The 14,713-nt window shown below is 65.4% G+C and carries 16 protein-coding genes; 3 read left to right on the top strand and 13 right to left on the bottom strand.

What is annotated here, in order from left to right:
- Positions 1-613: 613 nt before the first annotated feature.
- Both JZ792_RS38485 and tcmP read left to right on the top strand, forming a co-directional pair.
- Positions 614-1,828 (top strand): IS110 family RNA-guided transposase, encoded by a 1,215-nt coding sequence (locus JZ792_RS38485; RefSeq protein WP_216917828.1) that lies wholly within the window; start codon positions 614-616, stop codon positions 1,826-1,828.
- Between the two features lie 130 nt (positions 1,829-1,958).
- Positions 1,959-3,065 (top strand): three-Cys-motif partner protein TcmP, encoded by a 1,107-nt coding sequence (gene tcmP, locus JZ792_RS38480; RefSeq protein WP_216917827.1) that lies wholly within the window; start codon positions 1,959-1,961, stop codon positions 3,063-3,065.
- A 78-nt stretch (positions 3,066-3,143) separates the two neighbouring features.
- Here tcmP and JZ792_RS38475 read toward each other — a convergent pair whose 3' ends face one another.
- The 13 genes from JZ792_RS38475 to JZ792_RS38415 form a co-directional block, all read right to left on the bottom strand.
- Positions 3,144-3,887 (bottom strand): DUF5131 family protein, encoded by a 744-nt coding sequence (locus tag JZ792_RS38475; protein ID WP_216917826.1) that lies wholly within the window; start codon positions 3,885-3,887, stop codon positions 3,144-3,146.
- Positions 3,888-3,974: 87 nt separating this feature from the next.
- Positions 3,975-4,904, bottom strand: a complete 930-nt coding sequence (locus JZ792_RS38470; RefSeq protein ID WP_216917825.1) for a DUF2637 domain-containing protein — start codon at positions 4,902-4,904, stop codon at positions 3,975-3,977.
- A 50-nt stretch (positions 4,905-4,954) separates the two neighbouring features.
- Positions 4,955-6,046 carry a toprim domain-containing protein gene (locus JZ792_RS38465; protein ID WP_216917824.1) on the bottom strand — a complete coding sequence of 364 codons (1,092 nt, stop codon included), beginning with the start codon at positions 6,044-6,046 and terminating at the stop codon, positions 4,955-4,957.
- A gap of 7 nt (positions 6,047-6,053) precedes the next feature.
- Complete coding sequence (locus JZ792_RS38460) at positions 6,054-6,422, bottom strand: hypothetical protein (RefSeq protein ID WP_216917823.1); 369 nt, start codon at positions 6,420-6,422, stop codon at positions 6,054-6,056.
- A 2-nt stretch (positions 6,423-6,424) separates the two neighbouring features.
- The gene (locus tag JZ792_RS38455) at positions 6,425-8,197 is read right to left on the bottom strand and encodes a hypothetical protein (protein WP_216917822.1); all 1,773 of its coding nucleotides are present in this window, start codon (positions 8,195-8,197) and stop codon (positions 6,425-6,427) included.
- Positions 8,198-8,256: 59 nt separating this feature from the next.
- The gene (locus JZ792_RS38450) at positions 8,257-8,889 is read right to left on the bottom strand and encodes a hypothetical protein (protein WP_216917821.1); all 633 of its coding nucleotides are present in this window, start codon (positions 8,887-8,889) and stop codon (positions 8,257-8,259) included.
- A gap of 67 nt (positions 8,890-8,956) precedes the next feature.
- Positions 8,957-10,981: a type IV secretory system conjugative DNA transfer family protein gene (locus JZ792_RS38445; RefSeq protein ID WP_216917820.1), complete on the bottom strand. Its 2,025-nt coding sequence runs from the start codon at positions 10,979-10,981 to the stop codon at positions 8,957-8,959.
- Positions 10,978-12,072 carry a hypothetical protein gene (locus JZ792_RS38440; protein WP_216917819.1) on the bottom strand — a complete coding sequence of 365 codons (1,095 nt, stop codon included), beginning with the start codon at positions 12,070-12,072 and terminating at the stop codon, positions 10,978-10,980. Before JZ792_RS38440 ends, JZ792_RS38445 begins: the two co-directional genes overlap by 4 nt.
- Positions 12,069-12,476, bottom strand: a complete 408-nt coding sequence (locus tag JZ792_RS38435; protein ID WP_216917818.1) for a hypothetical protein — start codon at positions 12,474-12,476, stop codon at positions 12,069-12,071. Before JZ792_RS38435 ends, JZ792_RS38440 begins: the two co-directional genes overlap by 4 nt.
- Complete coding sequence (locus JZ792_RS38430; RefSeq protein ID WP_216917817.1) at positions 12,473-12,802, bottom strand: hypothetical protein; 330 nt, start codon at positions 12,800-12,802, stop codon at positions 12,473-12,475. Before JZ792_RS38430 ends, JZ792_RS38435 begins: the two co-directional genes overlap by 4 nt.
- Positions 12,799-13,149 (bottom strand): hypothetical protein, encoded by a 351-nt coding sequence (locus tag JZ792_RS38425; RefSeq protein WP_216917816.1) that lies wholly within the window; start codon positions 13,147-13,149, stop codon positions 12,799-12,801. The genes JZ792_RS38430 and JZ792_RS38425 overlap by 4 nt, the downstream gene beginning before the upstream one ends.
- A 145-nt stretch (positions 13,150-13,294) precedes the next feature.
- Positions 13,295-13,567 (bottom strand): hypothetical protein, encoded by a 273-nt coding sequence (locus JZ792_RS38420; protein WP_216917815.1) that lies wholly within the window; start codon positions 13,565-13,567, stop codon positions 13,295-13,297.
- A complete protein-coding gene (locus JZ792_RS38415; protein ID WP_216917814.1) occupies positions 13,564-13,785 on the bottom strand; it encodes a helix-turn-helix domain-containing protein in 222 nt (73 codons plus the stop codon). Before JZ792_RS38415 ends, JZ792_RS38420 begins: the two co-directional genes overlap by 4 nt.
- Before the next feature lie 181 nt (positions 13,786-13,966).
- Here JZ792_RS38415 and JZ792_RS38410 point away from each other — a divergent pair, with 181 nt between their 5' ends.
- Positions 13,967-14,623, top strand: a complete 657-nt coding sequence (locus tag JZ792_RS38410) for a DUF5919 domain-containing protein (protein ID WP_216917813.1) — start codon at positions 13,967-13,969, stop codon at positions 14,621-14,623.
- Positions 14,624-14,713: the final 90 nt, after the last annotated feature.

Raw genomic sequence — 14,713 nt, 5'->3', positions numbered from 1 at the left:
CTCCCAACCCTCCCTTTTGTGGTCATCTCTTCCCCTTGTGGTCTCCCTCCCCTCCTTGTGGTCATCTCTTGTCCTTTGTCTCTTTGTGTTTTGTGTTGTCTGCTGCCTTGCCCGGCCGACACTCTCTAGAAACAGCGAAGCGCTAGAGAGTGTCGGCCGGGCAAGGCAGCAGACGGCGCAAAACACCCTGCTCAAACGCAGTTTGAGCAGAACATGCCGGGATAGTGCCGGGACTTCAAAATCCCGGCACAGTCCCGGCACTATCCCGGCAGAGTCCCGGCACAGTCCCGGCACTTGTAACCGTCCGGTCGTCCGGGGCAGGCTGTCGATCGCGGACATCAGGCGGACAACACCATCGCCGCAGGCACGGCGACGGCTGTGCTCTTCTAGCCTGTTTTCGAGGTGGCGAGGCGCGTGCACTGAGGACGCGTTTCGCTCCGGAAGGCTCAATGGCTGTGTCACCTCTGGCCGCTTTGACGGCTTGATGCAAAGCGCCACTCGGCTGACTGGGGCGGCCTGACCGCTTCAACAGGCCTGTAGCGCTAGAACGCTCATGCGATGAGCCCGGGAGGTCGCCACCTCTCAGACACACCACACTGAGGGTGAGGATCGGATGGACCTGTGGGCAGGAGTGGATGCCGGAAAGTCCGCTCACCACTGTGTGGTGATCGACGCCGAGGGTCGGCAACTGCTGTCGGTTCGCGTCGCGAACGACGAGTCCGAAATCCTGGCGCTGATCGAAGCCGTTCACGATCTCGATTACGCGCCGCAGATCCAGTGGGCTACCGACATGAGCCGTGGGGTGGCTTCGTTGCTGATCGCCATCCTTCTCAAGCAACGCCAACAGGTCGTCTACCTACCTGGTCACATGTTCTTTCACGCCGCCGCGGTGTATCCGGGCGAGACCAAAACTGATGCTCGAGACGCCTTCATCATCGCTGACCACGCTCGAATGCGAACCGATCTGCGTCCGATACGGAAGACCGATGAGGTTACCGCCCAGCTGCGCATCCTCGTCGTTCGGCGGTCGATCGTGGCACGCGACCGGACACGCGTCATCAATCGTCTCCGCAATCAACTCCTCGAGTACTTTCCCGCCCTCGAGGCGGCTTTCGACTACAGCAGAACCAAGAGCGCCCTCGTCCTGCTCACCGGCTACCAGACCCCTCAGGAAATTCGAGATCTGGGCGTGAGCCGGTTGGAGGACTGGCTGCGGCAGCAGAATGTCCGCAATCCAGCGACGATGGCGTCCAAGGCAGTCACCGCAGCGAAGGCACAACGAACAGTGGTCCCGGGCCAGCAGATATTCGCGATGATGGTCGCTGCTCTGGCACGGCAGATCCTGGCGCTCGAAGCCGAGATAGCGACGTTGGAAAACACCATCGCAGCACGCTTCGACCAGCATCGCCACGCGAAGATCATCTTGAGCATGCCTGGTTTCGGTCCGACTTTGGCCGCAGAGCTTCTCGCATCCGCCGGCGGTGACCTCCTCGCCTACGGGACCGTCGACCGGCTCGCCGGGGCCTGCGGTCTGGCACCGGTATCCCGGGACTCTGGGAACCGCAGCGGAAACCGCAGGCGCCCCCGGAAATATGACCGACGTATGCTTCGCGCCTGCTACATGGCGGCAGCGATCTCCCTCGCCCACGACGATAAGTCGCTCGCCTTCTACCAGCGGAAACGGAGTGAAGGAAAGCTCCATTCGCAGGCCGTTCTGGCGCTGGCACGTCGCCGTCTCAACGTCATGTGGGCGATGGTCAGGGACAACACCGTCTACCAACGACCCGAATCGTCCCCTGCCCATATCGACATACCGTCCCAACTCTGACGGGCCGGTGCCGAAGCCACGAAGCCCTGGCTGCCCCGCCTCTCGGGCAGAACCCACCTATTTACCGACATCCGCCGATACCCTGAATTAAGTACGGCGCGTCAAGTTTTGGGGATTTCAGGGGGTTTCCATGCCAGTCGACGGACCCGTGCCCTGGCCGCTGGTGGAGCACACCGCAGCCAAGCACAACATCTACAACAGGTATCTGCATCGCTGGTTTCCGATCATCCTCAGCGACGACTCGTGGAACGAAGCCACCTACGCCGAAGGATTCTCCGGACCCGGAATCTACGCAGCCGGCGAGGACGGGTCACCGATCATCGCGGTCCGGGCCTTCGCCGAGGAGGTCTCGAACCTGTCGAAGAAGGCGAAGTTCCTGTTCATCGATGACGACCAACGTTGCGTCACGATGCTCACCGAGCAGCTCACCCGCGCGTTTCCACAGCGGCCGCGGAGCCTGGGCATGATGCCGGTGGTGATCCGCAAGGGTAAAAGCGAAGACCTGCTCGAACGCGAATTGGACGACCTCGGTGCATGGGGTGCGCCGATTCTGGCGGTCCTGGACTCGTGGGGAAATGCGCCGGTGCCCTACAGCTTTCTGCAGCGCATCGCCGACAACCCGGGCTCGGAGGTGATCGTGACGTTCAAGCCACAGCATTTCGTGCGTTTCGTCGACGACCTCGGCGACGGCGCCGATGACGTGTTCGGCGGCGACCGCACCTGGCGGCAAGCCTCCAGCCTGCCCAGCAGCGAGAAACGCCAGTTCATCCTCACCTGCTACCGCAACGCGCTCAAGACCGCCGGATTTCGGTACCTGCTCGACTTCGAACTGGTCGACCGCCGCGGCGACGCCCTCTACCTGGTCTTCGGCACCAACCACCGCCGCGGCCTGGAAAAGATGAAAGACAGCCTCTGGGAAGTCGACAAAGTCTTCGGTATCGGCTTTCGCGACCCCCGCGACAGCCAACTGGAAACCCTGTTCGAGTTCACCGACCCCGAACTCAATCCCCTCTCACGACTACTCCGCGAACGCCTCCACACCCACGGACCCACGCTGGTAAACGACCTGTGCGACTTCGCCCTGTTCGACACCGTATTCCGACCACAACACGTGATCGACGCTCTGCGCCCGCTCGTCCGTTCCGGTGTGGCTGTACTCGATGACGGGACACGACAAATCCGACGCCGGTCACTCATAGGGCTGGCCCCGAACACACAGGGCGCCACGCCACGCTGATCGGCTCGGCCCGCGACCTCACCCGTACAACGGAAAAGGGCCTCTGCCGAAGCGGCAGAGGCCCATTTGCGTTGCAGGTCAAACGATCAGGGTGGGCATGGCATCGTAGATCTGCCCGTCGAGTTCACGGCCCCTCGCCTTCGGTGTGCGACCACCCCACTGCTTGAAGAAAAACGGCACCTGTGCCTCGCGGCAGGTATCGCGGATATCCCGCACCCAGTCCGGATCCATCCGGCGGTGACCCGGGCCGGATTCCCCGCCCGCGATGACCCATCCGATGCCGTCGAGCTTCAAACCCTCCAACGGACCCAGGAGCGGTTCGCAGGACAGGAACCGCACCGCGGCTGGTACTTCCCGCAGGTGATCGACTCGATCCAGGGTATCGGCGTTCTCCACCGATACCCCCATCCACACGTTCGCCGGCCACTGCAACCCGCCGGCGAGGCGTTTGAGCCGCAGCGAGCGTTTCGTCAGCACCTGGTAGGTGTGCTGCGGGGTCTCGCGCATCACGTCGAACACATCCCGGATGAACCCGACCGGGACCTTGGCGTGGAACAGATCCGACATCGAATTGACGAACACCACCCGCGGCGCCCGCCACCGCCGCGGCACCTCCAACGCATCCGGATGGATCGTCACCCCGAACCCCGGACCCGACGTACGCGGATCACCATCGCGCTGATACTTCGCCGTCCCCATCAACTTCAACCGCTTGGCCAACACCATCGCATAGCAGTGATCACACCCCGCCGAGACCCGGTCGCAGCCGGTGACCGGGTTCCACGTCGCCTCGGTCCACTCGATAGCTGATTTGTCCGACATCTCACCACCACCTCCCCTGTCCCGTCGACACTACGTCGACCTCTCCTGTATTCGTGGCCGGATCAGATTCGTCTCGTGACAGTTCACTCAGCATGAATCGCCCTCCGCGACAGCCTCGGTGTGTTCCTGAGCCGCGGCCAAGGTCCGGGTCACCGCGGACTTACTCACCTCGATCCGCTCAGCGATCTGCGCGTGCGACCATCCCTGCTCGTACTTCAAACGCAGAATCGTCGCCACCGTTTCCGGATCACGACGCCCCGCCGGATCCGAACCACACACCCGCTCGGCCACCGTGACCCACCGGTCCACGGTATGGGTCTGCTCGGTGCGCAGCCGGTGCGGTAGCTCCTCGATCCGGTCCGCAGCCCCGATTTCCAACTCTCGATGATCGGCGGGAGCGGCGAGTTGCTCGGTGCTGGAGCGGGTCTCGGTGTGGATCTCGCGCACCGACACGGTGCGTACCGGATCAGGGGTGCGCACCGGTTCCGGGTCGGTGCGCACCACCGGTTCGGGGTCGGTGCGGTCGGTGCGCGCGAGCACCAACAGCGCGACGGTGGCCTGTCCGATGGCGCCGTCGATGATCAGCGGGAAAAGGAACGCCAGATGTTCGCTCATCCCCACCTGTATCGACAACTCCCGCAACGCGTCGAACGAGAGCCGGAACGCGATCGCCGCAATGGCCGCTGTCAGCCCGACAACCGCCCAATACGCGAGGCGGGCCTTGTTCTGGGCGCGGACGAGCAGTCCGACGCCATGGGTTGCCGCAAGTAGCGCGATCGGTGGAAAGGAAGCGACGAACGCCGCGACCCACTCCTTTCCGGCCGGTGCGTTGAGCCAAGCGTGCACGATGTTGCCCGCGATCGACATGGCCGCGACGAGCAAGAGTTCGCCCCAGAAGAACCGGATGGCAGAGGTTTCCTCTCTCGTCCGCGCACCGGGGGATTCGGGCGGTGGTGCGTTGCGGTGCGCGATATCAGTGCTGCGCACCGCCTGCGCACCGGTCTGATTCGTGGTCATGATTCGGGTCTCCTCTCGGTTCGCGTGATCGATGCGCAGGCGGTGCTCGGTCACCGGCTACGGATCCGCTGCTGCTGCCCGCGGTTCACGGGCGCGGACCGAAACCGGGCATTCTGAGCCCGATCCAGGTACTTGACGGGTTCCAGATCGGCGAGGTCGTATCCGGCGTCGAAATGGTCGGAAAGGTCTTTGCCGTCACGGGCCTGGAGCACCCGCACCTCCCCCACGCACTCGGCGAGGGAATCGGCGACCTTGGCGGCGTGGCGGTATCCGGGGCGGTCGCGGTCGGCGACCACGATCACCCGCGCCGCACCGGCCAGCCAACGGGCGTGCTCGGCGGTCCAGGAACCGGCGCCCATCGCGTTGCAGGTCGCGATCTGCCCCGCCTGGTTGGCGCGTTGAACGTCCTTCTCCCCCTCACACACATAGATCTCGCGGCCGGTGTCGAGTGCTTCGCGAATGTCGGCGAGCTTCCACGGGATCGGCGCGAAACCGGTCTTCTCCCATTCGGTTCCGGTCCAATGCGCCTGCCAGAAGGACTTGGCGTAGCCGTGTTCGTGCGGGGTCCGCACCCTGTGCACGGCACCCTCGACCCGGCCGTTGGGCCAGCGGTAGATGTAGGAATCCACCGTCTCCGGACGCCCCGTCTGCACTCCCAAGTCCGGCTTGCTGAGGATCGGGAAATGGGCGGCGAGGATCGCCTTCTCGACCGGGGACACCACCTGCCCCGCCGACTTCGACGCCGCTCCAGGTTGCGGGCGGGCGGGCCGCCCGCCGGTCCCGAAGGACCGGCGAGCAGAACCATTGGATGTCGTCGTGCTGGTGCGGGTGTTGTTGGTGCTCGCCGTGTTTCGGGTGCGTTCAGGCAAGCGGTCGAACATGTCCCGGACTCGTAGCCCGATGCGTGTCACGACTTCTTCGTCGTCGCATCTGGCCCAGCAGCGCACGATGGTGCGTTCCTGAGCGGCGTCGTAGCGGACCCCAAGAGAGGGGTTGTGGTGCTGTCCGTCGTCTTCGTGGACCGGGCACAGGTAGTTGGTCCACTGCTCGGGCGAGCGGGGGTACCGCGGCGGTCCCATCTTGCGGGTGAGGGCGTCGGTGACGATCTCATACGATCGGCCCTGCTGATGGCGAGCGTCCATCGACGGTTCACCGACCCCGTTGCGGACGCTGACGCGGGCGGGGCCGGTCGTTGCCGGTCAACTCCCGCGCCTGCTCTTGACTGCGCAGCTGCACATCGGTCAACTCCGTCAACCCGGTCTGGTGTTCGCGGTTGAAGGCGACGTTGTCCATGAACCGGGCCATCGTGTCGGGTGTGCGCTGCCAGTCGTGCTCGGCGTCTTCGAGATAGGCCCAGTGCTCGGCGTGCGGGCCGTCCTCCCAGCGTCGCGCGATCTCCCCACGCTGGGAGTCGATACGGTCGATCTCGGCTTCGCTGCTCACCTCGAACATGTCACGCCCGAGCCGATAGAACATCTCGAATTCGGCGCGCATGTGGTCTTCGTGTTCGGCATGCATGATCAGCGGCTCCGTTCGATCCCGTTGCGGCGGTGACCGTTACGCTCCGGCCGCAGCTCGTCCTGCTCGGGCTGCCAGCCCTGGGTGTGCTCGGGCTGGCGGGCCGCGGCGGCGTCGTACTCGGTCCAGTACTGCTCGGCGCCCTCGGCGGCCCACCAGCGGGCCAGCTCGTCGGCGTTGTCGGTACCGTCGGTGAACCGACCCCAATCCACCTGCCCCAGATCACGTTTCGCGACCTCGGGATGATCGGGCAGGTCGGCGAGGGATTCGGCCATGTTCCGGCCGACCGTCTCGTTCCACTCCGCTACCGCCTGCTCGTGCGCCTGCTCCCGCTCACGGTCGTCGGGATGCTCGTCGTCCCGGTCCTGCTGGTCGACGCGTTCGCGGCTGCCGAACCGCTCCCGCTCCGGAGTCGACCGGGCGAGCTTGCGCACCGCCTCGTCGCGTTCGGCCTTGAACCGGTCACGCTCGCGGCGGGCCTGGTCACGCTCGCCCTCGATGTGGCGCACGTGTTCGGCGACTCCGGGCGAGAGTTGCGGGCCGGTGGTGCGGTCGCGGACTTCGCCGATCTCGGCGGCGAGACGCTGGTTACGGGTCTTCAAGGCCGCGACCTGGGATTCGGCGGTATCGAACCGGCGCCGGATCTCGTCCCGTTCACCGGTGACCGCGTCCAGGCCGCGTTGCAGCATCTGCACCCGCGAACCGAGCCGGTCCCGATCGGCCTGGAGGTCGGCGAGTTGCTGTTCGACCGCGGCCAACCTATCCGGCTCGACCGCAACCCCTCCCTTATGGTCCCGCTCGGTCAGGTCGGGAGGCGGCGGGGTCGGCTGCTCGACACCACCGATACGCGTGGCCTGGGTCCGACGCATTTCGGCGAGTCCCCCGGCCAGCTGCTCGCGGACTTCGTCGGGGGTGCCAGCGGCGAGGTATTCCGGGACGGGCTGCCCGTTGTGCCACGCCGCGGCCGATACCTCGGTTCCGGGCTTGATCTGCAACCCTTCGACGGTGTCGGAGGCCCACTGTGCGGACTCGATACCGTCGCGGTGCCAATCCCGTTCCACCGACACCGTGTCCGGACCGACGCTCTCGGGCCGGTGGTAGCGCACCGTGGTCTCCCACACCCGTTCCGGATCCATCCCACGCTGCGGTTCGGGATCGCGCGGACCGACCGCCTCCACCACATCCGACGTCTCGACGCCTGTCTCGTACTGCCTCCGCTCGACGTCCTGCCGCTGGGGTCGGGGGCGTAACTGCTCGGTGTAGGTGTCGGCGCCGAGTACCCGGGCGACCTGCGCCCGATACTTCAACGCCTCGATCCCCCGGACCTTGTGCGCCTTCTTGAACAGTCGGCCCGGCTCGAACCGCGGGAACGTCGTCGCGGCATCGAGGCCGTCCAGGGCGATCCCGCGTTCGGTCACGGTCAGTCGGTCGTTGACCGCGATGCGATTGCGCAGGTTGTTCGCGTGCTCGGTCAGGATCTGGTGGTCACGGTAGCGGCGTTCGTGATCCACACTCGGATCACTCGCCCGCTCCGACACGGCCAGGGCGTGGTCGCGGTAGCGGTCGACCATCTGCTGCGTGTAGGACAGGTGATGGGTACGCGAGGTTTCCTCGGCACGGCGCTGCTCCCGCAGCGTGCGGCTGATCTGTTTACGGACATGACGGCGGTCCAGCCAGCTACCCGACTGAGCCAGCAGACGCAGCAGATGCGGCAAGGAGTGAGCGAACTGACGGACTTCGGAACGGATCTCGTCTTCGGTACTGCGATCGGACATGGGATTGGTTTCCTTCCGGGGGTCGAACTATCGGGAGATGTTCTGGTGGGTAGTGGTTTTCACGTGTTGTCGGTGGTGGGCTTGTTCACCTCCTCGACCGAAACGACCGTTTTCGTTCCCGCGGTGGGTGCGTCGGGGTCGGGTGTGGCGCGGCTGGAAAGGGCGCTCGATACGGCGCGGCTGATTCCGTCGCTGATCGCGGTGACGGTGTCGGGGAAGCTGGGGCGCAGGGCGGCGTTCCACCACAGGTAGCCCACCCAGCCGGTCCCGTAGACGGCCATCGGACCGGTCACCGCGACCGATTCGCCCCAGCACGCGAACGCCGCGGCCAGCGCCACAAGAGCGGAACCGCCCGCCGCACTGCGCACCATCCGTGTGCGCGCGGTCCGGCCCGCTTCGATCGCGGCCTCGGGGTCCAGCGCCGCGGCATCGTCGCGGTCTTCGTGGTCGTCCTTGCTGGTCGGAACCAGATGCAGGGCGGGGCGTTTCGGGCCGATCGGGCGGCGCGACCGCGACGGCGGGGTGAAGGGCGGTTCCTCCTCATCCAGAGGTGGGACATCGGCGAGGACATGGGCGAGGTAGTCCTCGACCTCGTCACCGAGCATTTCCCCGATCACGCTCGGGTCGGTCGGGAGCCGATCGTCATCGTCGCCGTCGCCGTTGTTGCGGTCGTTGGGTGGCTTGATACGCATAGTTGTTGCCTCACAATCGAATACAGAGATCAGGGGGTGAATCGGAGCGAACAGAGAGCGGGCAGGTTCAGGCGGCGCTGCCCGCGGCCTTCGGATCGGCCTCGACGGGCTTCTTGCCGGTGGCGGCCTTCGTGGCGGTGTGAGCGGGCGTGCCCGGCAACGGGCGCACCCGGTCCGGTGTCACCTGCACGACCTGGCCCCAGTCCGCGCGGCGGGCGCGGGCGTAGACGAACTGACCGGTGTCGAGTTCACGCAGCCGGTCGGGGTCGACCAGCCACTTGTCGCCTACCGAGACCTGGCCTTCGTCGCCGGTGCGCTGGCCCTTGATCAGATGCCGTGACGGCAGCATGAACCGGACCGTGCCCAGGTGTTCGCACAGGTCACCGGCGTTCTCGTTGTAACCGAGGATCAGACCACCCGCGCACGCCTTCAACAAGCGGTTGAGCGTCCACTTGTCCTGGGCCAGCCCCTCCTGGGACTGGGCCGCGAACGCCAGGGCGACGCCTTGGGAGCGGCCACGCTCGCACACATCAACCAAATTCAGGGCGCCCGAGGGTGTGGTGGTCGCGGAGGCTTCATCGATGATCACGCTGACCGAACGCCGCTTGTCCTTGGCCGTACGGCCCGCTTTCTGCATGACCATGCGCAGGATCGCGGCGACCTGGGCGCGGGCGGCGTCCTTGTCGAGTCCGGGCACGGTCACGTACAGGACATCGAGGTCGTCGAGGTCTTTGCCGCTGTCGAAGACCATCGCCCCGTCCTGATCCTGGAGCAGGTCGAACAGGTTGGTGGCCTTGATCAGGGCGTCATCGATCTGCGGGACCCGTTCGGCCTGCAACGCCTCCAACATCCGCTTCACATCCGGGGCGCCGCCCCACAGATCCAGCAGCTTGTCCACGTTGAGCCGCTCCAAGAACTCCGCCGACGAGCGCGGCGGACCACCGGGAGCGTCGACCACCAACGACACGATGCGGCGGCGCATCTCATCGAAATGCTGCCCTTCGCTCGTGGTGGCCTGACCGCCGTTGAGCATCTCGCCCACCACGCCGCGCATGTCGCGGGCAGTCAAGGTCTTGAACAGCTCCAGCCGGTCACCACCGGGGCCGACGGTGGCGATCCGGTTGGACTCGATGCCCATGCGGCGGGCGAGTCCTCGGATTTCGGTACCGAGGGCCAGGTCGTCGGCGCCGCCCTTGCAGGAAATGAGCACCATCAGCGGGCGGGGGTGTTTGTTGCGCATTCCGGGGACGGTTTTCCACTGATGCCAGGCGGTCCACTCGTAGTCGAGCATCCCCACGAAATGGCACTTGATCAGCTCGGTTTTACCGCCGCCGGTGGTGGACACGATCGCGAAGTGGCGGCGGGCCTGCTTGTGCGGGATCACCAGCCAGTTCTCGTGACGGGCGGTCAATTCCTGCCACAGACTCGTGGTCTTGGCGGTGGTGGTCTTGGCCAACCGACCGAGCACGATGCCCTGGCCGGTGGTCGTGGGCGCGCCCGCTCGGGCCGCGCGAGCCGCGCTGGCGAAGCGGCGGGTGTGGATGGTGTCCTTCACGCGCTCGGTGCGCTCCAAGGATTTCAGCCCGACGGTGTTGGTCTTGTGCACGAACTGCGCCCAGTAGTAGGTGGCCAGCAGCGCGGCGACCGGGGCGCCGAGGATCAGCATCTGACGCAGTCCGGCGAGGTCACCGGCGGTCATCCGGGCGGCGCCGGACCACAAGAGAGAGGCCGGTACCGACCAGGAACCACCCACCAGCGCCGACATGGCGGGCAGCAACAGCGACGCAATGGCGAAGTTCCGCAACCGCGCCGGGGGCAGCCACGCCGCGGCCACGGCGAGAATCATCACCAGCATCCCGACCACGACCACCCCGCACACCGTGGCGGTGGTGACGACGTGGCCGGCCGTTGCCAGATCCACGCTCGGCAGATCCCAACCCTCGACGCCCTTGATCGGCGGGGCCTCGGGAGTGATCGCGTGCGGGGCGGTCGGATCGACCGGCACCACCACCGCCGGATCGGGTTCGGGGGCGCTGCCGTAGGGCGTGCAGTCGGTGGGGGTGATGATCGGCTTGCAGTGCGGGTTGCTCATGATGCTTCGGCTTCCTGGGTGAGATGAACGAGAGTGCGGCGACGCCGGTTCGGGCTCGCGGCCTTGGCCGCTTCGCGGCGGGTGTTGTAGTCACGCAGCCATTTCGACCACTCCAGATCGAAATCACGGATCACCAAATCCAGCGACAGCCGAGCGAATTCGGCCTGCGGGAGGCGTTCGGAAGCGGCGGTGACGTTGTCGGCGACCTTCGCGCTGCGGCACAGATACAGCACCCCGACCATGGACTCGGTCACGCTGTCGCGGGCGGCGCGGATGGCACCGCGCAAGGCGATATCCATGTACTCGGGGTCCTTGCGGGACAACTCCACTTCCAGCGCCCACCACCCGCGCAGCCCGTCCACCACACCGAGGAATCGGCCGTCGTGCACGTGCGGGTGGCCCATCTTCGGGTCACGCCCGGACGACACCTCGAACTCCGCACCGCGCTTACCGCCGGCGGTCTTGCCGATTCGGTGCCGCAAGATCCGCTCGGAAACGAACATTTCCGGGTTCGGGCCGACGAGCATGATCCGGGCCTGGGCCACGGCGCGGTAGTGCTCGGCCAGCCCGTTCGGGGGCATCCAGTCCGCGGTCCGCCACCCCAGATACTTTGACGCCGTGACCCGGGTCGGGATCACCCACTTCTGACCCGACAACACCTCTTCGAGAGGCTTGATATGGCCTTCGGCGAGCAGACGTTGAGTCAGTTCGTAGACGTGGTTGCGTTCCATGCCCAGAAACCAGCCCAACACGTCGAGCTGCATCGCATGCATCTCCGACGCTCCGCGCAACACCATCGTTTTGCGCGGTGTCGACCGCGGGGCGCGTTCCTTGCGCAGCAGGTCCTGCACCGTCGTACGCGGCAACCCGACACGGCGACCGATCTCGACCTGACTGGTTTCGCGACCGTGCAACACCGCGACTTCACCGAGGACGGCTTCGACCTGGCGGGCACGAATCCCCAACAACTGTGCGATATCCCGATACGACAGCCCGTGTCCGCGCAGTCCGGCGATGATCTGGTCACGGTGCTCGAACTCCAACACCGCCCACCGATCCGACCGCAGCGGGTTCGTCGTCTTGTGGTTCATCTACTTCGCTCCCTTCCCTGCTCGGGACGCTGATCGCGACGATTGGCGCGGCGGGTAGCGATGTCGGCGCGGGCCTGCAAAATCACCTCGCGCATCTCGGCGGTATCGATCCCGCGACGCTCGGCCGCGTTCACCGACCGCTGCCACCGCGCCAACCGCAGTGCCTCCAACTGCGCTTCGCTCGGTTCCCGTTTGGGCACAGCCGATTCCGCGTCGTAGAGGTCCGCACGCAACGGGCCACGATCACCACCACGCGCCCGCAACACCTGCCCCTCACGCTCACCGCTGGGGCGTCGGCCCTCGACGGCGAGCTGACGACGAGTCCGCAAATGCCGCGGAGCCAACCGCCACGGCCACGTCGGCACACCGAACCGCTCCCCACCCGGATCGAGATATCGACTCATCGCGACCGCCCCGGACGCTCCTGCGGTGCCTCACGCTCACGCCGGAGTTCGGCGATACGGGAACGGATCTGCGCGGCCCGCTCCGGAGAGAACTGGTAGTCGAGCAGGCGATCACGCACCCACTCGCGCTCGGCGTTCAACTCCCGGAACCCGGACACACCTTTCAGGCGCGACTCCTCGAAACCGACGTTCTCGAAACCCTTCTCCCGGACAACAGCCACGGCCGAGTCCTGCATGTCGGCCAACACCTCGTAGACGGTGTCCAGACGCGCAAACTCCGCCTCCAACTCCGCACGCTCACGGCGACGCTCGTCCTCGATGCTCATCGCGTCACCACCTGCGGCAACTGCTCACGCGGCACGCACGAACCCACCGGCTCCGGCGGCACACCCGCACTCGCTGAACGGCACACATCCACCGACGGGGTGTCGTGCTTGTAATCGACCCACGCCGCGGTGCACCCGCCCATACCGATCACGACGAGTACGGCCAACACGATCAGACGCGGGGCGACCGGCAACGCGTTCAACGGCGCATAAACCGCACCGACACTGGTGAACTCCGGACCGGTCATCGACGTCAACGCGTTGTGCCCGACGCCGCGACCGCGGTCGTAATGCGTAACGGTGTAGCTGTGATGCGCAGGCGGCTCCGGCCTGAACTGCGCGCTCATCGCCGAACCCCCCACCGACGCGAAGCACGCCAGAAAGCCACAGCGCACAGCAGCATCACCGTGAAACCGACAACACCCGGCGCGGTCAACACCAGATAGCCCACCGCAACCGCGGCAAGCGCGAGACCGAAAGTCTTGGCGCGCATCACAGATCACCGCTTTCATCCCGATTACGGCGGCCACGCCGCGTGCTGGCGGACTTCAACGCCAGTCGCGTGTAGTGCGCCTTTCGGGCCTGCTTCGCGCGGTATGCCCGCTCTTCCGGACTGAGCAGTCCATCCGGATCGACCAAACGATCGAACTTGCTCAGCAGCGCGTCACGGGCTTTTGCCGTCCTGGCCGCGCGGTCCGGTGTCTTTGCCCACGACTCGTGTGCCGCGATCCTGGCCTGCAGTGTCCTTTCCGATGGCGTGGTCATTCCACACCTGCCGTTTCGATGTCGAGCGCGACCTGAACCAGGCCGAGCAGCTCGTCACGCTGCACGCGCCAGAGGCGCCCGTTGATCCGAAAGCCGCGGATTCGACCGGCCTTGATCCAGTTCTTGAGTGTCTTCACGTCCACATCGATCAACGACGCGGCCGTCTTGAGATTGATGAGTCCGGTCGGCACTTCCGCCGACTGAGTACTCGCGTTCACTGGCACACTCCTTGGGTGGAAAACAGTGGAAAGTCCACGTCCAAGGGTGTTTTTTCAGGCGGTCTCTTCTCGACTGCCGCCTATGTCTCAGCTCTACCACCAGTGTCTGTACGAGTATCTTCTATGTCTCATCTTTGCTAGAATCGGTTCTAAGCGATGAGATCGCACCGAGGCAGGGGACATGGGATCGGTACTGAAAGCGCTGCTGCAGCAACGTCACTTGCAGACATTGGCTGCGTTCAACCACGAGTACGACCGAATCGCAGGGCGGGTTGAGCCCGAAACTGTCGGCCACGGACCAAAAAAGGCCCAGTTCTACCGGTGGCTGTCCGGCGATGTCACGAGCCTGCCGTACCCGCACCACTGTCGAATCCTGTTGGCGATGTTCCCCAATTGGACTCTCGAAGAACTATTTTCGGACCACACGGGGGAACCGCTCGACTTGATGCGCCCCCAAACCTCAGCAAGCACACAAGTCCAAGCGCGACGAACGGCGGACGTGGAATCGATCTACCCGAATCGTCTCGACTTCGTGCGCGAGATGCCTCCCCAGGAAATATTCAAGGAGGCTCGAACGATCGAGATGGCGGGGATCTCTCTGAACATGCTGTGCCAACAGTTCGCCGATAGCGAGATCCTTCGATTGCTCCAGAGCGGCACAGTTATCCGTTGCCTGTTCCTCGACCCTGCGGGCACCTACATCGCCCAGCGCGAGTCCGAAGAGGGGCACGACTCCGGAGTTCTGTCGAATCTGACCGAGCTGAATATTCGTGCTCTACAACGTGTTCGACGTCGAGCTACTGGGCCGTACCCCGTAGATGGGACCGCCCGGTATTAGAGTCCTTGTTTGGCCTGGTGAGGGCCGAGAAGGGACACTGAGGACATGGCAGGACGCAAGCGGCATTCCGCGGAAGACATCGTGAGGAAG

The sequence above is a fragment of the Nocardia noduli genome, from assembly GCF_019038455.1.
Classification (GTDB): domain Bacteria; phylum Actinomycetota; class Actinomycetes; order Mycobacteriales; family Mycobacteriaceae; genus Nocardia; species Nocardia noduli.
This window is presented reverse-complemented; position numbering and strand designations above follow the sequence as displayed.